Raw genomic sequence first — 20,083 nt, forward strand, 5'->3', positions numbered from 1 at the left:
GGTGCGAGATGGGCTTCCGCTCGCAGTGAGTCCATGAGCCGAAGAGCCGGATGCGGGAATTCCGCACGTCCGGATCCGTGGGGGGCCGGGGAGGTAACTCCCCGGTCTACCCGACCAAGTTCGTGAACATCGCGCCCGGAGGGCTCCCTCGTGACTTCCGGGCTCAGCGCCCGAAGGTGCCCAGGTTCAGCACCGTCACGCTCAGGCCCCAGTCGAAGTTCGTCCCGGGTCCCACTCGCGCCCAGGAGTTGAGCCGCCAGCAGTCGCACGAGGGGCTGAACGAGACGCTCAGCGTCTGGGAGAACAGCTCGGCCACATCGCAGCGCGCGGGATCCTTCCGCTGCACCTCGGCCGCGTAGCCCACGTTCAAGCCGAACGGCAGGCGTGTGTCGGCGCCCAGCAGCACGCGGTCGATGGGCTTGTTGGCGAACGCGGCCGCGCTCGAGCAGGACACCGCCGCACCCGGGATCGGCTCCCGCGGAGCGAGGGGCGGGGGCAGCAGCATGTCGATGGGCCGGCGCACCTGCTCCGAGCTCGCCAGGGCCCGCTCGTACCCGGCGTTCACGCTCAGCCTGGGATGGATGGTCCAACCGATCCTCGCCGACAGCTGGGTCAGCCGCTCTTCCGTCTCGGGGGTGAAGAGATCCAGCCGGCCCCGGGCCTCCGCCGACACCGGCCCCAGCACCGCCAGGATGCGCCCGGACGTCTCGCCCATCCGCCGCTCGAGGAAGTCCACGCCCTGCACCACGTCGAACCGTCCCAGCTCGCGGGTGCCGTGGGTCCCGACGCGGGCGAGCAGCTTCTGGCGCAGCGCCACCTGGGCCTGGAAGAACCCATTCCCGGGCACGGCGGCGTCCACCTCGTCGTAGATCTGCGGCGAGCCCTGGCCGAAGACATGCGGCACCGCGCGCACCTCCACCGAGGGCAGGATGCTGTGGCGGATCGCGTTGGCTCCCTCTCCGAACACCCGCGACAGCTCCGTGTCCATGTACGCGCCCACCATCCCGTATGCCCGGTGGTTCGTCTCCCGGGTCGCTTCGTAGAGGTAGAGGCTCTCGCGCACCGCCAGGTACGGGGTGAGCCGCAGCACGCCACCCAGGTCGAAGGTGGCGTTCACCCGTGGCATCACGTCCAGCCGGGTGCGGGCCTGACGCTCGCCCGGATCGAAACGGCCGTTGCCCTGGGTGCCATCCGCGTCCGCCAGGAGCGGCCAGTAGGTGCCGTCCGTGCCCTCGTCCCCGAGCAGCCCGTCGATCGGCGAGAGCCGGGACAGCTCCACCTCCACGCCGCCGGTGAGCGGACCGAACAGCGGTACCGTGGGCAGCGCGTACCGCAGCGTGGGCAGCTCCTGGAAGACGGGCGGGCGCGGGGCGTCGCCGAAGAGGGGATAGCCCCAGCGGATGTCCTGGCGGTAGGCGAGGGCGAGCCCCGCGTAGTCGTCCGCGCCCCGGTGGTACACCGTGGCCGTGGAGGGGACGTCATAGTACGAGCGGGCGAATCCGGAGTTGTTGGTGGTGTCCGCGAAGAGGAAGCCGTCCGAGAAGAGCTTCACGTCCGCCCGCGCGAAGAAGTCATTGCCGAGCTTCTGCCGGTGCTCCAGCAGGCCCCAGCCGCGCAGTCCCCGCCGTGGCGCGCCGGGCGCGAGCACGTTGTAGTTGAGGGGATCCCGCTCGGGCTTCAGGTCGTAGAGCAGCTGCATCCACAGCCGCCCCTCCATCGCGGGATTGCCGTCGGGGTCGGCGAGGGGCACGTACCGGAGCTCGGTGGACAGGCGCGGACCCTTCACGCCGAGCGAGCCCCGGGTGGGATCCGCGGGCTCGGTGCCGAACGCGTACCCCGGCGAGAGCGTGAGATCGTAGCTCCGCCCGAGCGTGAGGAAGAGCGGCTCGTCCAGCTGGAATCCGCTCAGCCCCGAGCCCGTGATCTCGGGCAGCAGCAGGCCGCTCGCGCGCTGGGCCAGGGGCAGGTAGACCCATGGCAGCAGGAGCACGGGCACGCCGTACACGCGCACCGCGGGCAGGGTGAGGGTGGCGCTCTCGTCGGGCTTCACCGTCGCGCCGCTCGTGGAGATGCGCCAGGTGGGCGTGAGCACGTCGCAGTCACAGGGCGTGAAGGACGACTGCTCCAGCACGTACGTGCCATCCTCCTCGATGCGCAGGCCCCGGGTGGTGAAGGAGAAGGCGTTCTTGCCCACCTTGGCCAGTTGCTCGGCGGTCTCCTGGGCGGCGAGCTCCTCCGGGCTCACGTTCTCCTTCTGGACGAAGGCGGCGCCCTCGCCGTTGGCGTTCTCGGCCGTCAGGGTGCGCGTCCGGCGGTCCAGGGTGAGGTGCTCGGCGAAGCCGGCCAGGCCGCGCATCACCAGCAGCACGTTGCCGCGGGCCTCGGCCACCTGCGTGGTGTGGTTGTAGGAGATCTCATCGGCGCGGATGACCGACGTCCCCGAGCGCAGCACCGCGTTCTTCCGGGCGACGATGACGACCCCGGGTTCGGTCTCCACGCGCAGGTCGCCCTGGAGCTCCACCGTCTCTCCCAGGAGCTCCCCGGGCGAGGCGGGCACCGGGAGCTGCCCGGAGGCGGTGGTGAGGGCGAGGGTGAGGATCAGGCCAACCATGGGACCGCGCACTCAAGACCAACGCCGGTCCTTCGGCAATGGACTATCGCGGGCTCGGGCGCGGCCGGGCGCGGCTCACCCATTCGCACAGCTGTCGCAGACCCGCACGGCCTCGGCACTCTGCTCCACGTCCTGTTCACCGGGTTTCGTCGCGGGCTTCACGACGATCATCGTCTTGCTCGAACAACTGGAGCAGAAGATTCTTCCGCATTGACGGCAGTGGTGCTTGCGCGTGAACACGCCAAACGACGTCATGCACTTCGTACAGCGGGACACCTCGCTGTCCGGCTGCCAGACCGGGCGCTTCAGCCGGAGCGGTGGCGCTCCCTTCTTGGTGGGCACTGGCATTTCGACGGCACACTGCTTGAACTTGATGAGGGCCTTGGTGGAAGCACAGTCCGTCAGCGCCTGCTTGCTCTCGTTGGGAACCAACCCCAGCATCCGATGTCTCTCGTAGGAACAAAGCGAGACATAGCTCTCTGGATTGGAGCCCATTTTCTTGTCCGCGTAATACTGGGTGGTCTCCAGCTCGCACTGGATGAAGACCCCTCTCTTGTTTGGATCGAGAGCCAGATTGCGCGCCCGGCCACACTGGCCATAGGAGATCAGGATGTGCACGTCCAAGGGGCCGCTCTTCTTGAGCACCTCCTTCTCATGATCCTGGCAGATCTCGAGACCACACCGGAAGCCCTGCCATTGGAAACGGCCGCTCGCCGTACCTGCTTCGAACTCGTAGCCCTTCACATCCTCGGTGATCCCCGCCTTGTGCTTCTTGTCATAGCGGAGCACCTGGCCCCTGGACGCGATGAGGGCGCTCACGAAGAGCTTCTTCGACGTCGGGTCCACCCACTGCATCGAGCCGGCGACGAAGAGGACCTTCTGCGGGAGCTGATCCGCGATGGCTTGAACCTTGACGTGGTATGCATTGAAGTCATCCACGCCGTACGGCACGTCATGGAAGAACAGGTAGTCCGGCCCCACGAGCGCACACAGCTCCGAGCCGTCCCTGACGTGATTGAGCTGCGTCACCGCATGGGAGAGCAGCTCGAGCTTGTTCTTGAGGGACAACTTGAGGACGTCCGCGTTGGGCGGATTCCAAAGGATGACCTGCATGGCCATGGTCTACACCTCGGCGTGCGACGGGTTCCTCACTCCCGCCGACTCTATGCCACTTCACGAGGCGTTCTGTAACCCGATAGCGGAAAGACCCCGCGATTCCGCCTTTGGAGCGGCGCGAGCGGCGCTGGCCTACCGCAGGCAGGCGCGCACGGTCTCCGGGCTGAAGGGCTTCTCGATGCACCTCGGGCCGTGCTGATCCACGAACGCGATGGCACGTGGAGTGAAACCGCCCGCCGTCATGAAGACCATGCGCTCGAGCAGCTCCGGGTACTTCGAGGTGATCACCTCGTGCAGATCCATGCCCGTGAGCTCCGGCATCATGAGATCGCAGAAGATGACGTCATAGCCCGCGTCCTGCGCCAGCAGCTCCAGCGCGCGCCTGCCGCTGCCGGCCCGCTCCACGGTGTGCGACGGACCGATGGTCCGCACGAGCGCCTCGATGACCTCGGGCTCGTCGTCGATCACCAGCACGCGGCGGGCCTCCGGATCCCCGGGGCGCCGCACGCGCACCTCACCGGAGGCCTCGGGGGTCACCGCCTTGCCCGCCACCGGCAGCAGCACGCGGAACGTGCTCCCCCGGCCCGGCGTGCTCTCCACCTGGAGCTGGCCTCCCATGCTCGTGACGATCCCATGGCACACCGAGAGCCCCAGCCCCGTGCCCTCGCCAATGGGCTTCGTGGTGAAGAACGGCTCGAAGAGGCGGGGAAGGTTCTCCGCGGGAATGCCACACCCCGTGTCGCGCACCTCGATGGCCACCCACGACTCCTGGTGGGGCCGGATGGTGAGCGTCACCTGGTTGCTCGACACCGCCCCCTCGGGGAGCGCCTGCGTGGCGTTGAGCAGCAGGTTGAGGAACACCTGGCCCAGGCGCGACTCGTTGCCCACCACGGCGGGCACCGGCGTGTAGTCGCGCAGCAGCTGGGCGCGCAGGCGCAGCTGGTGCTCCGCCATGGACACGGCGAACTCCAACGCCTCCCGCACGTCCACCGTCCCCAGCGAGTCGAACTTGCTGCTGGCGAACGTGCGCAGATCCCGGACGATCCCCCGGATGCGCTCGGCGCCCTTGCGGGCCTGTTGCAGCGCGTCCTGCACCTCCTTCATCGCCTCGTCCAGCTCCCGCTCCGCCAGCTCCTCCAGCGCGAACGTCACGTTGGCCAGCACGTAGGAGAGTGGGTTGTTGATCTCGTGCCCCACGCCCGCCGCGAGCTGGCCCGCCGTGGCCAGCCGCTCGGCCTGGATGAGCGCGTTGCGCGTCAGATCCAGCTCGGCGGAGTGGCGGCGCACCTGCTCCTCGGCCTCCGTGCGGGCCTGGTGCTCTCGCGCGAGCAGCGCATCCCGCTCCTGCTCGGCGCGGTGCCGCCGGTTGATGTCCTCGATGACGGCGATGAAGTAGTCCGGGGTGCCATCCGGCTTGCGCACCAGGGACACCGTGAGGTTGACCCAGATGGTCTCCCCGGACTTGCGGAAGTAGCGCTTCTCCATCGAGTAGGTGGAGAGCTCTCCAGCGATCACCTGCTGGAGCTGCTGGAGATCCGCGGCCAGGTCATCCGGGTGGGTGATGTCCTGGAAGGACAGCTCCATCAGCTCGTGGTACGGGTAGCCGACGATGTCGCACAGCCGCGAGTTGACGCGCATCCACCGGCCATTCGTGCCCACGTGCGCGAGGCCCACGGCGGCCTGCTCGAAGGTGGCCTGGAAGTGGCGCAGCAATTCGTCGACGGTATCGGACGCCTGACCGCGGGAGGTGTCTGGCATGAGGGAGGAGGGCACGCTGTCCATGAGGGGGCTCAACGGGCTCCATTCTAGGACGAGACGCGGAGCCCGGAAGAGTGCCTCACGTTTTCCGGTACCCGCCGTGCATCTCTTTGAGCCCGGAGTATCAACACCGGTCGCTCCTCCGCGGCCCCCCGCCCGGACGCGCGCTCAGTCGAGCAGGTGCGGGTTGCGCAGGATGAGCAGCCCGGCCTGCACGGTGCTGGCGTAGTCGTTGCCGCGAGCGCGCTCCACCAGCAGTTGATTCGCAACCAAGGTTTTAGTTGGTGAGATCCAGAATGTCCCCCAATCGCCAATAGGGAGGGAGGGGGATTGCCCGATGCAGGAGGTCCGCTATCAGATTCATGGAAACCGGGAAGAGCGGGATCAGGTGAGCGGACGGATGGAGTGGCCCAACCACCCCTGGAGTGCCGGGAAGGGGGACCCGGCGAGTGAGCTGCGAGCCAGCCATCTGCTGTTGCAGGCGCTCACGGAGGTGCAGACGGAGTTCATCCAGGGGCGCGAGGTGCCGCAGCTCTTCGACAAGCTGCTGTCGGTGCTGTTGAAGCTGACGGGCAGCGAGTACGGCTTCATCGGCGAGGTGCTGCACACGCCGGAGGGCAAGCCCTACCTGCGCACCCACGCCATCACGAACATCGCGTGGACGGAGGAGCTGCGGGAGTTCTTCGCCCGGCAGGCGCCCCGGGGCATGGAGTTCACCAACCTCCAGACGCTCTTCGGGGCGGTGATGACGAGCGGCGAGCCGGTGGTGTCCAACGCTCCGGCGGTGGACTCGCGCCGGGGAGGGCTGCCCGAGGGCCATCCGCCGCTGCGCGGCTTCCTGGGGCTGCCGTTCCACTCGGCGACGGAGCTGGTGGGGATGGTGGGGATCGCCAACCGTCCGGGGGGCTACGACGAGGGGGTCATCGACTTCCTGCAGCCGTTGCTGGCCACGTGCTGCGCCATCCTCCAGGGGGTGCGCAGCGAGCGGCGGAGGCGCCAGGCGGAGGAGGAGCAGCGGCGCTCGGCGGAGAGCTTCCGGACGCTCATCGAGCGGAGCCCGGAGGCGATCCTCATCCATCGGGAGGGGGTGGTGGTGTTCGCCAATCCGGCGGCGGCGTGCCTGCTGGGCCATGCCTGCGGGAAGTCGCTGCGGGGGCGGCCCATCGCGGAGCTGGTGCAGCCGGGGTGCGAGGCCGGGCTCATCGAGCCGTCCCCGGTCAGCGCGCCCCACGAGGTGCTCTTCCGGCATCGCGAGGGCCGGCGGGTGTTGGGAGAGGTGGTGACACTGCCGCTGCTGTTCGACGGGCAGCTGGCCACGGTGTCCATCGCGCGCGACATCACCGAGCGCCGGCAGGTGCAGGAGAAGCTGCTGGCCACCGAGCGGATGGCGTCGCTGGGGACGCTGGCCGCGGGCGTGGCGCATGAGATCAACAACCCGCTGTCGTACATGCTGAGCAACCTGCGCTTCATGGAGGACGAGTTGTCGGCGATGGCCGGCTCGGGCGAGGGGCTCGCGGGGGAGCGGGGGCAGGAGGTGCGGGAGGCGCTGAAGGAGGCGCTGTCCGGCAGCCAGCGCGTGGTGGACATCGTGAAGGACCTGAAGACGTTCTCGCGGGGCAGCGACGAGCGGCGGGGGCCGGTGGACATCCAGTCGGTGCTGGACTTGTGCGGGAACATGGCGTGGAGCGAGATCCGGCACCGGGCTCGGCTGGTGAAGGACTACGGCGGAGTGCCACCGGTGCACGCCAACGAGTCACGGCTGGGACAGCTGTTCCTCAACCTGCTCATCAACGCGGCGCAGGCGATTCCGCACGGGGACAGCCGGGGGAACGAGATCCACGTCTCCACGAGGTACGAGGAGGAGCACGTGGTGGTGGCGGTGAGGGACACGGGGGTTGGGATTCCGGAGGAGAACCTGGGGAAGCTGTTCCATGCCTTCTTCACCACGAAGCCGGTGGGAGTGGGGACGGGGCTGGGGCTGTCCATCTGCCACGGCATCATCACCGAGCTGGGCGGGCGCATCGCGGTGAAGAGCGAGCCGGGGAAGGGGACCACGTTCCAGGTGTTCCTGCCGGTGGGCCAGCCGCCGGTACTCGAGTCCTGAGCCCTTGGCCGTGTCCATTTCCCCTCGCCGCGTCAATTTCCCCTCGCCGCGTCAATTTCCCCTCTCCCGAGGGGAGAGGGAGTATGGGTCACTCCCCCTCGCGAGGTTCGCGCCGGAGCACGGGCAGCACGCTGTGGTGCTCATCCGTCCAGAGGATCGGCGGTGGCCCGTCCTTCACCTCCAGGCGGTACACGCGGGCGGCCGTGCCAGTGAATGTAGGCCCCTGCGAGAAGCCCGCATCCGGCGCGAGAATCACCCACGTACTGCGCAGCCTGTCCCCCTGGCTCTTGTTGATGACGAGCGTCGCGTGCATGCCGGAGTCCCGGGCATGCGCGAGCGTGACGGGCAGCAGATCCAGGTGCGAGCTGCTGATGTGCAGCGCCAGCACGCCTCCGGGTGCCAGGTGCGCCCGATAGAGCGCCACGGCCTCGCGCGTGAGCAGGTGCATGGGGATGGCGTCCGAGCTGAAGACATCCAGCGCGAGCACATCGAACCCCCGAGCCTCGCCGCGCTCCAACTCCTGCTCCAGGGAGATACGAGCATCGCCCCGCACCACCTCCACCCGTGCGGGCGTGTCGCGCAGGTAGCTGAAGTAGCCGCCCTCGCCCTGGGCCAGCGAGATGACGGCCGGGTTGATCTCATAGAAGCGCACCGAGTCACCGGCCCGGGCGAGCGAGGCGCTCGTGCCCACGCCCAGTCCCAGCACCCCGATACGCAGAGCCGGTGATCCCGCCGCCTCGTGCAGCCGCCGTTGCTCGGCGATGGCCAGCCCCAGTCCACTGTCCGCCGTGAAGTAGGCCGTGGGTCTGCTCCGGCGCGAGGGCTCGATGAGCTGGAATCCGTGGGTGGTGGTGCCGTGCTTGAGCGCGAACAGATGCCGCTCCGGGTCTCCCACGCCGAGCTCCAGCACCTGCACCACGCCGAAGAAGTTGCGCACGGTGACGCGCACCTCGCGCCGGATGTCCAGCAGCGACACGCCCAGCCCCATCACCGCCGAGGCGAGCAGGAACACCCGGGCCAGCCGCCCCAGCCGCCCCAGCACCCCCTCGCCGGGTGAGGGCGACAGCAGGGGCACCAGCGCCACGATACAGCTCGCGGCGAGCGCCAGCGGGTACTCGCTGTACGTGTGGAAGACGTGCGGCGCCACCAGGCCCACGAACACCCCGCCGAGCACGCCGCCCGCGGACACCTGGAGGAAGAAGGCGCTCAGGTGACGAGGGGCCGGACGCAGGCGGTACAGCTCACCGTGGCACACCATGCAGCCGGCCAGCAGCGCGCCGCCGTACGCGAGGAGCTGGAAGGACAGCGGCCAGTGAGGCCCCTCGAAGAAGGCGCGCAGCACGCCGCCCACCGACACGATGAGCAGGGGCACCCACACCGAGCGGCGGTAGAACGCCTCGCGCTCGAAGGTGAGGATGAAGGTGAGGAGATACAGCCCCAGGGGCAGTACCCACAGGAAGGGCCCGGCCGCCACGTCCCGCGAGAGCTGATTCGTCGTGGCCAGCAGCAGCACCGACGCGCAGGCGCTCAGCCCGAGCCACGCCACCGAGTGCCACGGCCCCAGCCGCTGCGAGTCCTCGGGTGCACCCATGTCGCCCGAGGACTGCTCCGAGGCCTGCCCGGGAGCAGCGGCCTCCGCCCGCTTCCACACGTCCCACGCGCAGGAGGCGCACCCGGCCGTGAAGATCAGGAAACCCACGCCCCACGCCTGTCCCTGTGCCGAGCGGGACAGAGCGGGCTCGATGAGGAAGGGGTAGCCCAGCAGCGCGAGCAGCGAGCCGGCGTTGGACAGGGCGTAGAGCCGGTAGGGCGAGACCCCCGGCCGCGCGCGGCTGAACCAGGTCTGCAGCAGGGGCGCGGTGGTGGACAGCACGAAGAAGGGGAGCCCGAGCGAGACGGCCAGCATCGCCAGCAGCCGGCCGGTGAGCAGCGCCTCGGTGCCGGTGGAGCGCCACTCGGGCCCGGGGGCCACCGGAGAGCCCATCAGCACCGCGCGCACCCCGAGCGCTCCCACAGCGAGCACGAGCAGGCCCAGGTGCAACCGCACCTGCCGGCGCGGAGGGAGTCGCGTGGCGCTCGCGTGCGCGTAGGCGTAGCCCGCGAGGAGCGCGCCCTGGAAGAACAGCATGCACGCCGTCCACACGGCGGCCGTGCCGCCGAACCAGGGCAGCGCGTACCGGCCCGCCAACGGCTGGACACCGAACAGCAGGAAGGCACTGAGGAAGAGCGTGAAGGCGTAGCGGGCCATGACGGGGGCGCGAGGCTCAGGCGGCCCGGGCGGGCTGGTGCCGTTCGGCCTTCAGCCGGAGGCTCTTGGGGCCGCGGATGAGGAAGGCCTGGTTCCAGGGGATGGTGCCCTCCTGGCCCGGCGCGAACGACACGCGGCGCACCCGGCGGAAGAGCTCCTCGAACACCACCTTCGCCTCGAGCCGCGCCAGCGGAGCGCCCAGGCAGAAGTGGATGCCGTGGCCGAAGGAGATATGGCCCTGGGCCGCCTCCCGCGTGACGTCGAACCGATCCGGCTCGGGGAACCTGCGGGGATCCCGGTTGGCCGCCGCCAGCAGCAGCAGGACGCGCGAGCCCTTGGGAATGGCCTGGCCGGCGAGCTCCGTGTCCTCCGTCACCACCCGGACGAGGGACTGTGCCGGACTGTCGTAGCGCAGCATCTCCTCGACGGCGTTGGGGATGAGCGAGCCATCCGCCGCCAGCCGCTCCCACTCGGACGGGTGACGCAGCAGGGCCACCATGCCATTGCCGATCAGGTTGGTGGTGGTCTCGTTGCCGGCGACGAGCAGCAACCGGGTGAAGGCCATGATGTCCAGGGTGGAGAGGAAGCCGCCCTCGGCCTCGCTCGCCTCGATGAGCGCGCTGATGAGATCGTTGCGCGGCTCGCGGCGGCGCTGCTCGACGACGGCCTCCAGGTACGCGTGGAACTCCAGGAGGCTGTCCCTCAGCCGGGTGAGCTCTCCGGGCGCCCTCTGCGGGGAGATGGTGAGCAGGACGTCGTCCGACCAGCGCTTGAAGTCCAGGCGGCGCTCGGGCTCGACGCCGAGCATCTCGGCGATGACCACGACGGGCAGCGGCGCGGCCAGCTCGCGGATCAGCTCGAACTCCTCCCGGGCGAGCATGGCATCGAGCATCTCGCCGGAGAGCTCCCGGATGCGCGGCTCGAGCTCGGCCACGCGGCGCATGGTGAAGGCACGGCTCACCAGGTTGCGCAGGCGCGTGTGCAGGGGCGGAGCGGACGTGAGGAGGTTGTTCTCCGACATGAAGTGGCGGAGCACGTCCTCGCCGAGCTCCTTGGGCATCATCGCGCCGGGGCCCATCAGCTTCGAGGAGAACAGGGCCGGATTCTTGAGGACCGTGGCGATGTCCTCGTGATGGGTGAGGACGTAGCAGCCCCGCATCAGGGACGGGACGAACTGGACCGGGCCGGCTTCTCGCAGCGAGGCGTAGAACGGGTACGGATCGAGGGTGACCTCGGGGGAGAACTGGGGGGCGAGGGATGACATCGATGCTCCAGACAGAAGGTGCCTGGAGTATGCCGTGCCGGAGGGGCGCGTGCTCTCCTGTCTGGAGGGCCGGCGGGCTAGCGGCGTTCGGCACGCAGCCGGAGACTCAGGGGGCCCCGGACGATGAAGGTCTCGCTCCAGGCGATGGGGTCCTCCTGGCCGGGAGCGAACGAGACGCGGCGCACCCGGCGCAGCAGCTCCTCGAAGGCCACCTTCGCCTCGAGCCGCGCCAGCGGAGCGCCCAGGCAGAAGTGGACGCCGTGGCCGAAGGCGAGGTGCCCATGGGCATCCCGGGTGATGTCGAAGCGGTCCGGCTCGGGGAACCGGCGCGGGTCCCGGTTGGCGGCCGAGAGCAGGAGCATGATGCGCGAGCCCTTCGGGATGGGGTGGCCGGCGACCTCCGTGTCCTGGGTGGTCACCCGCAGGACGCTCTGGGCGGGCCCCTCGTAGCGCAGCATCTCCTCGATGGCGTTGGGGAGGAGCGAGGGGTCCGCCACCAACCGCTCCCACTCGGAGGGGTGTTGCAGCAGGGCCACCATGCCGTTGCCGATGAGGTTGGTGGTGGTCTCGTTGCCGGCGATGAGCAACAGCCGGACGAAGTCGATGAGCTCCAGGGTGGAGAGGAAGCCGCCCTCGGCCTCGCTCGCCTCGACGAGGGCGCCGATGAGATCATCGCGGGGCTCGCGGCGGCGGCGCTCGATGGCGGCCTCCAGGTAGGCCTGGAGCTCGCGGATGCTGTGACCCAGCTGGCTCTTGTCCCGGATGGTGAAGGAGGCGGCCTGGATGATGGCATCGGACCAGCGCTTGAAGTCCTGGCGGTGCTCGGGCTCGATGCCGAGCAGCTCGGCGATGACGGTGACGGGCAGGGGCGCGGCCAGGTCCGCCATCAGCTCGAACTCCTCGCGGGCGAGCATGGCGTCGAGCAGCCCGCGGGTGATCTCCCGGAGGTGGGGCTCGAGCCCGGCCACGCGGCGGGGCGTGAAGGCGCGGCTGACGAGGGTGCGCAGGCGCGTGTGCTCGGGCGGATCCGAGGAGATGAGGTTGTGCTCGACGCGGAAGTAGCGGAGCACCTCCTCGCCGAGCTCGGGGGGCATGACCTGCTCGAAGCCCATGACGCGGGAGGAGAACACGGTGGTGTTCTTGAGGATGGCGCCGATGTGCGCATGGCGCGTGACGACGTAGGCGCCCATGAAGGCCTCCACCTTCTGGACCGGAGTGGCCTCGCGCAGGGCGGCGAAGAAGGGATGGGGGTTGGAGAGCAGCTCGGCCATCGGCGGGAGGGAGGGGGCCTGCATCGGGCGCTCCGGTGGAGAGGGGCAGCCTGGGCTGCCCGGGTGATGGAGGACCATGAGTCTCCGCCGCCGCCTCGACAGGCCGTTCCGCCGCCGGATTGGATTGCTCTGCCCGTCACACTTCCTAAGAGGTATCCTGTACGGCCTGTCTGGCAGGCGACTCCAGGGTGGTCGGCCATCCCGGTACCATGACGCTGACGGCTACCCGTGAGGTGAGGGGCGGCGGGCATACACCGGGTGCCGGACCTTCGCCTTTGTGAATGCCGGACACTCGGGGGCCGAGACGCCGAGGGCATCTGTTCGGATGTTGGGTTGACTCGCTCCACGGCAGGCAGCAGCCTTGCGCCATGGCTCACGATTGGACCTCACTGATCCACGATGCCGTGGTCGGTGCCGTGGACGACCCCTATGTTCGCCTGCTCAAGGAGCGATTGCGTGCAGGAAGCGAGGTCGTCCGCATCCAGCTGGCGGACTCCGAGCGGGGTCCTGAGTACGTGCTCATCCTCTCGCTCCACCGGCAACTCTCCGAGATGCGCATCCCGCACTCGGACGCCTTCACGAACTGGTCCCTCGATGCGGGGGCGAGGCTGGCGGACGAGGAACAGGAGATGCGCCGGTTCGAGCTGCTTCTCCACCAGCGCTTCGCTCCGCTCCGGGATGAGCTGGACGCGAGCACCTTCGATGCGCTGCTCGTCCAATATGTGCGAACGCTCGGCCCTTCGCGTGCTTCCTCCTTGGTGCAGAAGCTGCGGACTCCGCAGTATGCGGCACAGGAGGGCAGGGCAAAGCAGCGAGCCATGCAGCGTATCGAGGACGTACTGGTGGAGCTGGCCCGGGCGCTGGGGCGTTCACTCCGGTATGACGAAGCCGCGACGAGCCGGATCTTGGACGGAGCGCTTGCTCAGTGGATGAGCCGGCACCTCACAACCGAGACCCAGGAAGAGAGCTTCCCGGGATAGGGGCTCACCAGGCGAGTACCTGGTTCATGAACCACTGGAAGCTGGGCCGGAGGGAAAGCCGGGAGAGGGCGTCCGGTTGCATGAGGGCCTCGAGCGCGAGGCGCTGCTGCTCCCGGCTGGATGGCAGGGGTTTGCCGAAGAAGTCCTTCTTGAGCACGCTGCGGGCATAGCGCTGCTCGGGGGATGGCTCGGTGAACGGATGCGCCTTGATGATGAGGAGCCAGGTTTCCAGCGTCTGGATCGGGACGACCACGCACGAGCGGTAGCCAGGATCCCGCCACCCCTGGGGAATCGTATCGAGCAGCCAGCACACGCGGCATCCGTCTGGATCCGCGACATGCTCGGCGACCTGATGGCTCGGGTGGTGGGGAAGTCCCTTGCGGCTCCCCCCATCATTGTCGATGGCGATGAGTGCGTGCCGGACACCCTCCTGTGCGGCCCTTTCGAGATAAAGCCCGGCCTGCTTGCGGACGTGCTTGCACCCGTTGAACTCGATCTCGCTCTTCCACGCCTGTACCGGGGTGTCGAGTATCCGCTCGAGCAGGCAGCGGTAGAGCTCGCCGTCATAGGCGTGGAACTCGCTGGCAATCGCGACCGTGAGCACGGCGTGGTCCTCAGAATGCGGCGCTGAACGCGCCCGTTTCGAGCAGATCTCCTGGCGGCGTCTGCTGGAGCAACTCGAGGAGTTCCGGGACGTCGGACAGGCGCTTCACCCGGGTTCCAGTCTCCGAGCGGCGGAAGAGGAGGATGGCCTCGGGCTCATCGCGGAAGGCGTTGAGGAGGACGGTCGAGTGAGTGGCGATGACGAACTGGCACTTCCGCTCCCGGACGATGTCCTTGAGCAGGTCCACGAGTTCCCGGAGGCGCTTGGGATGGATGGACTGTTCCGGCTCTTCGATGAAGAAGAGCTGTCCTTCCTCGGCGCTGATTGCGTGCATGGCGAGGGCGGTGAATGCGAGCACGCCGTCGGAGACGTGCTCCGAGTCGAACTGCTGCCCGTCCTTCTGGTTGAACCACAAGCGCTGGTGGCCAGGGGTCGGGGCCGGGCGCACGAAGACATTCCGGATTTCTGGAAGGCATCGGGCCAGGAACTGCTCCAATGCCACTGCCTTCTCCGGCATGGCCCCTCGCCAGAGTCCCAGGACGGCGGCGAGCCCGCGACCATCAGGGCCAAGCACGGGCTGCGGAATCACCTCGGAATCTGCTCGAAGCGAGGACAGCGAGAGCTTGATCATTCTGGCAGATGCCAGGCTGCGCCAGATCTCAAGGAACCCATTTAGCAATCCTATGGGTAATCCCCCGGAGCTGGCCCATTGGCGAATCATCAATGATTGGGGGTTGAGACCCGTGCGTACGGTCTCGTCGCCGAGGTTCGCCACTGCGCTTTGCCGAAAGAAGCTCTTCTCTACATCCTCGCTCTTGAGGTCTTCGTCACGAATACGCCACCCCAAAGGGGTGGAATCAAACCTCATGGAATAACTTCCATCGAGCGTGCTCCAGCCAATCGTGCAGCTAGCCCCTTGAAAAGGCGGACGGTGGAGGAGGAACTCCGCGCCCCCCTCTTGGCGAAGAGCTTCAGGCAGATCCGCAACGGTGCTGTTTGAGATTAACCGCCCCACGCTCATGAAGTTCGACTTGCCCGAGTTGTTCGGTCCCACGAGCACGGTGATGGGCTCGAGCGGGATGGTTTGAAGCTCGCCGAAGCTCTTGAAGTTCTGGAGCGAGATCGACTGGATCATGGAGCCCAGCGTAACCCGGGGCCACGGACCCGGCCACATTCGAGTCGGGTCGATGACCCGACTCCAGAGGTTCGCAAGAGGCAGGTGACGGGGACCGGCCAGCCGGTGGACCCCGGCTTCCACCGGGTGCCGGACACCCGGGGTTGTGAGTGCCGGACACTCGGGGGCCAAAAGCCGTGCTTCCCCCCGAGAGAAGCCGTGTATACGGTGGGCCACCTATGCCGAAGGCACCCGCGAACTCCGCCGTGCGCAAGGCGGATCCCGTCCTGCAATCCCTCTTCGACGTCCAGGAGGCCACGCTGCCCAACGGCCTCCGCGTCCGTCTCCTGGCCAACCACGACACGCCCGTGGTGAGCCTCTACACCTTCTTCCAGGTGGGCAGCCGCAACGAGCGCCCTGGCATCACCGGCATCAGCCACCTGTTCGAGCACATGATGTTCAACGGGGCCAAGAAGTACGGGCCCAAGAAGTTCGACCAGGTGCTCGAGTCGAACGGCGGCCGCTCCAACGCGTACACGTCCACGGACATGACCGTGTACTACGAGGACTTCGCCTCGGACGCGCTGGAGACGGTGTTGGACCTGGAGTCGGACCGGATGCGCTCGCTGCGCATCGACGACGACGCCCTGGAGAGCGAGCGCCAGGTGGTGATGGAGGAGCGCCGCGTCCGCGTGGACAACGACATCACCGGCACCATGGACGAGGAGCTGGGTACGCTCATCTGGAAGGCCCACGCGTACCGCTGGCCGGTCATCGGGTGGGAGAAGGACATCGCGAACATCACCCGCAAGGACTGCGAGGACTACTTCCGCACGTACTACGCGCCCAACAACGCGGTGCTCTACATCTGCGGGGACATCGACCCGAAGAAGACGCTGGCGCTGGTGCGCCGCTACTACGGGGACATCCCCAAGGGCCCCTCGCCCGTGCCCGTGCTCAACGCCGAGCCCGTGCAGAAGGGCGAGCGCCGCGCCGAGGTGCGCCACCCCGCCCAGTCCCCGGCCCTCATGCTCGCCTGGCACGGCCCGGCGGCGCGGGACGAGGACACGCTCGTGCTGGACATCATCCAGTACGCGCTGACGAAGGGCGAGGGCAGCCGGCTGGTGAAGAAGCTCGTCTACGAGACGCAGCTGGCCGTGTCGGTGATGGTGGACTGGGGCTGGCGGGTGGACCCGGGTGCCATCATCGTCTACCTGGAGCTCAAGCAGGACTCGGATCCGCGCAAGGTGGAGGAGGCCCTGTACGCCGAGCTGGCGCGCGTGGCCACCGAGGGCCTGACGGAGCGCGAGCTGCAGAAGGCGAAGAACAACCTGCGGGCGGATCACCTGCGGGAGCTGGCGACGAACAGCGGGCGGGCGCACGCCATGGGCCACTACGAGGTGCTGCTGGGCTCGTGGAGGGACGGGCTGACGCTGCCCTCGGTGTACGCGGCCGCCACGAACGAGCGGGTGAAGGCGGTGGCGGCGAAGTACTTCTCGCCCGAGCGCCGCTCGGTGGTGACGCTCATCCCCACCCCGGACAAAACCACGGACGAAGCCGCGGACGGAGCCGCTGACGGAAAGGACGCCGAGTAGATGGCCACCCGAGCCACGAAGAAGACGGTGAAGAAGGCGGCGGCGAAGGCCGTGAAGGCCGTGAAGAAGGTGGTGCGCAAGGAGGAGTCCGCGCCAGCCGCCGTGAAGCTGCCCGCGCTGCACGAGAGCACCACGTCCAGTGGGCTGAAGGTGCTGGCCGCCCAGCGCGGCGTGCTGCCGCTGGTGGCGGTGCGGCTGGTTCTCCGCGCGGGCAGCTCGGTGGATCCGGCGGACAAGCACGGCCTGTCGGACTTCACCGCGCGGCTGCTGCGCCGGGGCACGGCGAAGATGAGCGCGGACGAGCTCGACGAGACGATCGAGTTCGTGGGCGCGAGCTTCTCGGTGGGGAGCAGCGAGGACGTGCTGTCGCTCTTCGTCGCGACGCCCGCGGAGCACTTCCCGGAGATGCTGTCGGTGCTGGGGCAGCTGGTGCGCGAGCCCTCCTTCCCGGAGCGCGAGGTGGAGCTGGCGCGCGAGCGGGCGCTGGCGGGCTTCGTGAACGATCTGGACGATCCGTCGGTGGTGGCGGACCGGGCCTTCGTCCGGGCGCTGTGGGGAGACCACCCGTACGGGCACGACGTGGGGGGCAGCAAGGCGCACGTGCGCACCTTCACGCGGGAAGACCTGGTGCGCTTCCACCGCGAGCGGATGGGCCCTCGGGTGGCGCTGCTGTCGGTGGTGGGAGCGGTGAGCCCGGACGTGGTGGCACGGGAGGCGGAGAAGGCCTTCGCGGGCTGGGAGGGCGGACCGGAGGCGCCGGTGGAGCTGCCGCCGGCCGACATGAAGACGTCGGGCCGGATCATCCTGGTGGACAAGCCGGAGCAGACGCAGACGCAGGTGCGCATCGGCGGGCCGGGCTTCCGGGTGGGACATGCGGACTACTTCCCGGCGGCGGCGATGAACAACGTGCTGGGAGGCGGGTTCACCTCGCGGCTGGTGAACGAGATACGCGTGGAGCGCGGCCTGACGTACGGCATCCACAGCTACTTCGAGATGATGAACGCGGGAGGCGTGTTCGGCATCTCCACGTTCACCCAGACGGACAAGACGCGGGAGATGATCGACGTCACGCTCGCCGAGGTGGCGAAGGTGCGCGCGAAGGGCATCACCCCGGCGGAGCTGAAGAAGGCGCAGCGCTACCTGGCGGGGCTGTACCCGCTGCGGACGGAGACGAACGAGTCGGTGGCGTCGGTGATCAGCGACATCCGGGTGCACGGGCTCGGGGACGACTGGGTGGAGAAGTTCCGGGAGCGGCTGATGGAGGTGAAGCCGAAGCAGACGCTGGAGGTGGCGGGGAAGTACCTGTTCTCGCAGCCGCCGCTGATCGTGCTGGTGGGCAAGGCGTCGGAAGTGAAGAAGCAGCTGACGGGGCTGGGGCCGGTGACGGTGGTACCGGCCTCGGATTACGAGTGAGCGGGGTCCGCGTTCTCTTCGAGGGCGCGGGGCTGCTCGCGGTGGACAAGCCCGCGGGGATGCTGGTCATCCCCGGGCGTGGTGAGGGCGGAGGCCCGTCGCTGCGCGAGGTGCTGGAGGAGCAGCTGAAGCGGAAGGTGTACGTGGTGCACCGGTTGGATCGGGACACCTCGGGGGTGATGGTGTTCGCGCTGGAGCCCGGGGTGCACCGGACGCTGTCGATGGCGTTCGAGTCCGGGAAGGTGCGCAAGCGTTACCTGGCATTGGTGGAGGGGAGGGTGGAGGCGCCGCGGGTGGTGGACGCGGCGCTGGTGCCGGCGCGCAAGGGGCGGATGCGGGTGGCGAGGCCGGGCGAGGAGGGGAAGCCCTCGAGGACTCGGGTGAGGCCGGTGGAGGTGTTCACGGCGGCCTCGCTGGTGGAAGCCGAGCCGATGACGGGGCGGACACATCAAATCCGCGTGCACCTGTTGTCGGAGGGGCACCCGCTGCTGGTGGATCACCAGTACGGGCGGGACGAGCCGCTGAAGGCGAAGGACGTGGGAGGGGAAGGGGAGGAGGTCGTGCTGGCGCGCACGCCGTTACACGCGGCGAGACTGGAGTGGCCGGCACTGCCAGGAGTGGAGGCGAGGGCGCTGGAGTCCCCGCTGCCCGAGGACATGGCGAGGACCGTGGAGCTGCTGCGCAAAGCCCCCTCTCCCTCTGGGAGAGGGTTGGGGTGAGGGTCGTGCCGGAACTCGCGCGGTGCGCTCTCAGGGAAACCCCGCCTTATCGGTGGGGGCCCGGAAGCAGAGGCGGGCCTCTCCACAGACGTGCGGGTGCACCTGGTTGTCATCGGGCCCGACGCTCTCGCCCGTCGCGACGCACCAGAACGTCGCGGTCGAGACGTAGCCCGTCTCCCAAGCCACCGCCGAGTCGTACCGGACGCCCGGCGTTCCCTTCGAGCGCATCCGCCGGCAGACGCACGGCGGTTTCTGTCCGTGGCTCGAGTCCATGCGCTCCCTCAGGCCGCCGCCGCGGCGAGCACCGTTCTCCGCACCACCGCCTCGAGGACCGGCACCTTGTAGGCGTTCTTCGACAGGGGCGTCGCGCCATTCACGGCCGCCTTCGCCACCTGCCGCGCGAGCTCCTCGTTGAGCGTCTTCCCCACGAGGAGCTTCTCCGCTTCCGCCGCGCGCCGGGGCGTGGGCGCCACCCAGCCCATGGCGATCGCCGCCTGCCGGACGACCCGTCCATCCATCCGCAGCACCACCGCGACGTCGCAGAGGGGCCAGTCGTAGCTCTCCCGCTCGCCCTGCTTGTGGTACGCCGACTTCGTTCCCGCAGCCGGGGGCGGGATGCGCACGCGCGTCAACAGCTCGTTGGGCGCGATGACCGTGTCCGTCGAGCGCTTCATGTCCGGAGGCAGCAGGAACTCGGACACGGGCACCACCCGCGTCTTGCCCCCGGGACCGGTCAGCTCCACCGAGGCCCCGTACGCCACCAGCGCCGTGGCCGGGGTGGAGGCATGCACCATCACCGTGCGCTGGTTGTCGAAGATGGCGTGGTACTGGTTCTCCCCCTCGCGCACCCGCTCGACGTCATCGCCACCGGCCTGGTGGAAATGGTCGTACCGGAAGTACCAGCAGCGGGGCCGCTGGAGCAGGTTCCCTCCCATGGTGGCGGCGTTGCGGACCTGGGGTGTCGCGGCATGTTCCGCCGCGTCCGCGAGCGCCACGAAGCGCTTGCGCACCTCGGGCTCCCGCGACACCCGGGCCAGGGTCACCAGGGCGCCCAACTCCAGGCCCTGCTTCGCGTCGAAGCGCACCCCGTCCAGTCCCTTGATGGTCTTGATGTTGACCACCCGCCGGGGCGCCATCACGCCGTTCTTCATCAAGTCCAGCAGATCCATCCCGCCGGCCTTGGCGACCACGCGCTGGCGCTCGCTGCCTTCCCCCAGCAGCGACACGGCGTGTTCCACGGATTCAGCATCCACCCACTCGAAGCTCTGCATGCATCCTCCGATTCG

Annotated in this window: 15 protein-coding genes; 5 read left to right on the plus strand and 10 right to left on the minus strand. The window is 68.7% G+C overall.

Annotated features, from left to right (window positions below):
• Positions 1-163: 163 nt before the first annotated feature.
• The 3 genes from AC16DP_RS12160 to AC16DP_RS12170 all read right to left on the minus strand — a co-directional run bounded on the left by AC16DP_RS12160 (position 164) and on the right by AC16DP_RS12170 (position 5,509).
• A complete protein-coding gene (locus AC16DP_RS12160) occupies positions 164-2,611 on the minus strand; it encodes an LPS-assembly protein LptD (protein WP_329734061.1) in 2,448 nt (815 codons plus the stop codon).
• Between the two features lie 75 nt (positions 2,612-2,686).
• Positions 2,687-3,724: an FYVE zinc finger domain-containing protein gene (locus tag AC16DP_RS12165; protein ID WP_329734062.1), complete on the minus strand. Its 1,038-nt coding sequence runs from the start codon at positions 3,722-3,724 to the stop codon at positions 2,687-2,689.
• 135 nt (positions 3,725-3,859) lie between these two features.
• A complete protein-coding gene (locus AC16DP_RS12170) occupies positions 3,860-5,509 on the minus strand; it encodes an ATP-binding protein (protein ID WP_329734063.1) in 1,650 nt (549 codons plus the stop codon).
• 313 nt (positions 5,510-5,822) lie between these two features.
• On the opposite strand from AC16DP_RS12170, the gene AC16DP_RS12175 reads away from it, so the two are divergent.
• Complete coding sequence (locus AC16DP_RS12175; protein ID WP_329734064.1) at positions 5,823-7,589, plus strand: ATP-binding protein; 1,767 nt, start codon at positions 5,823-5,825, stop codon at positions 7,587-7,589.
• Positions 7,590-7,677: 88 nt separating this feature from the next.
• Here the strand turns inward: AC16DP_RS12175 and AC16DP_RS12180 are convergent, their stop codons facing one another.
• From AC16DP_RS12180 to AC16DP_RS12190, 3 genes are all read right to left on the minus strand, one after another.
• The gene (locus tag AC16DP_RS12180) at positions 7,678-9,837 is read right to left on the minus strand and encodes a spermidine synthase (protein WP_329734065.1); all 2,160 of its coding nucleotides are present in this window, start codon (positions 9,835-9,837) and stop codon (positions 7,678-7,680) included.
• A gap of 16 nt (positions 9,838-9,853) precedes the next feature.
• Positions 9,854-11,101 (minus strand): cytochrome P450, encoded by a 1,248-nt coding sequence (locus AC16DP_RS12185; protein ID WP_329734066.1) that lies wholly within the window; start codon positions 11,099-11,101, stop codon positions 9,854-9,856.
• A gap of 77 nt (positions 11,102-11,178) precedes the next feature.
• Entirely contained in the window at positions 11,179-12,396 is a 1,218-nt protein-coding gene (locus AC16DP_RS12190; RefSeq protein WP_329734067.1) for a cytochrome P450, read from the minus strand.
• 344 nt (positions 12,397-12,740) lie between these two features.
• Here AC16DP_RS12190 and AC16DP_RS12195 point away from each other — a divergent pair, with 344 nt between their 5' ends.
• Positions 12,741-13,352, plus strand: a complete 612-nt coding sequence (locus tag AC16DP_RS12195) for a hypothetical protein (RefSeq protein WP_329734068.1) — start codon at positions 12,741-12,743, stop codon at positions 13,350-13,352.
• Positions 13,353-13,356: 4 nt separating this feature from the next.
• Here the strand turns inward: AC16DP_RS12195 and AC16DP_RS12200 are convergent, their stop codons facing one another.
• Together AC16DP_RS12200 and AC16DP_RS12205 are read right to left on the minus strand one after the other, a co-directional pair.
• Positions 13,357-13,956 (minus strand): hypothetical protein, encoded by a 600-nt coding sequence (locus AC16DP_RS12200; RefSeq protein ID WP_329734069.1) that lies wholly within the window; start codon positions 13,954-13,956, stop codon positions 13,357-13,359.
• A 10-nt stretch (positions 13,957-13,966) separates the two neighbouring features.
• Positions 13,967-15,091: an AAA family ATPase gene (locus tag AC16DP_RS12205; protein WP_329734070.1), complete on the minus strand. Its 1,125-nt coding sequence runs from the start codon at positions 15,089-15,091 to the stop codon at positions 13,967-13,969.
• A 218-nt stretch (positions 15,092-15,309) separates the two neighbouring features.
• Between AC16DP_RS12205 and AC16DP_RS12210 the strand changes: the two genes are divergently transcribed.
• The 3 genes from AC16DP_RS12210 to AC16DP_RS12220 are packed head-to-tail and all read left to right on the plus strand — an operon-like array spanning position 15,310 to position 18,797.
• Positions 15,310-16,665, plus strand: a complete 1,356-nt coding sequence (locus tag AC16DP_RS12210) for a M16 family metallopeptidase (RefSeq protein WP_329734071.1) — start codon at positions 15,310-15,312, stop codon at positions 16,663-16,665.
• Entirely contained in the window at positions 16,666-18,078 is a 1,413-nt protein-coding gene (locus tag AC16DP_RS12215) for a M16 family metallopeptidase (RefSeq protein WP_329734072.1), read from the plus strand. It begins immediately after the preceding gene.
• Complete coding sequence (locus AC16DP_RS12220) at positions 18,075-18,797, plus strand: RluA family pseudouridine synthase (RefSeq protein ID WP_329734073.1); 723 nt, start codon at positions 18,075-18,077, stop codon at positions 18,795-18,797. Before AC16DP_RS12215 ends, AC16DP_RS12220 begins: the two co-directional genes overlap by 4 nt.
• Positions 18,798-18,827: 30 nt before the next feature.
• Here the strand turns inward: AC16DP_RS12220 and AC16DP_RS12225 are convergent, their stop codons facing one another.
• Together AC16DP_RS12225 and AC16DP_RS12230 are read right to left on the minus strand one after the other, a co-directional pair.
• A complete protein-coding gene (locus tag AC16DP_RS12225; RefSeq protein ID WP_329734074.1) occupies positions 18,828-19,070 on the minus strand; it encodes a hypothetical protein in 243 nt (80 codons plus the stop codon).
• An 8-nt stretch (positions 19,071-19,078) separates the two neighbouring features.
• Complete coding sequence (locus AC16DP_RS12230) at positions 19,079-20,068, minus strand: FAD binding domain-containing protein (protein ID WP_329734075.1); 990 nt, start codon at positions 20,066-20,068, stop codon at positions 19,079-19,081.
• Positions 20,069-20,083: the final 15 nt, after the last annotated feature.

The sequence above is a fragment of the Archangium sp. genome (genome assembly GCF_057119385.1).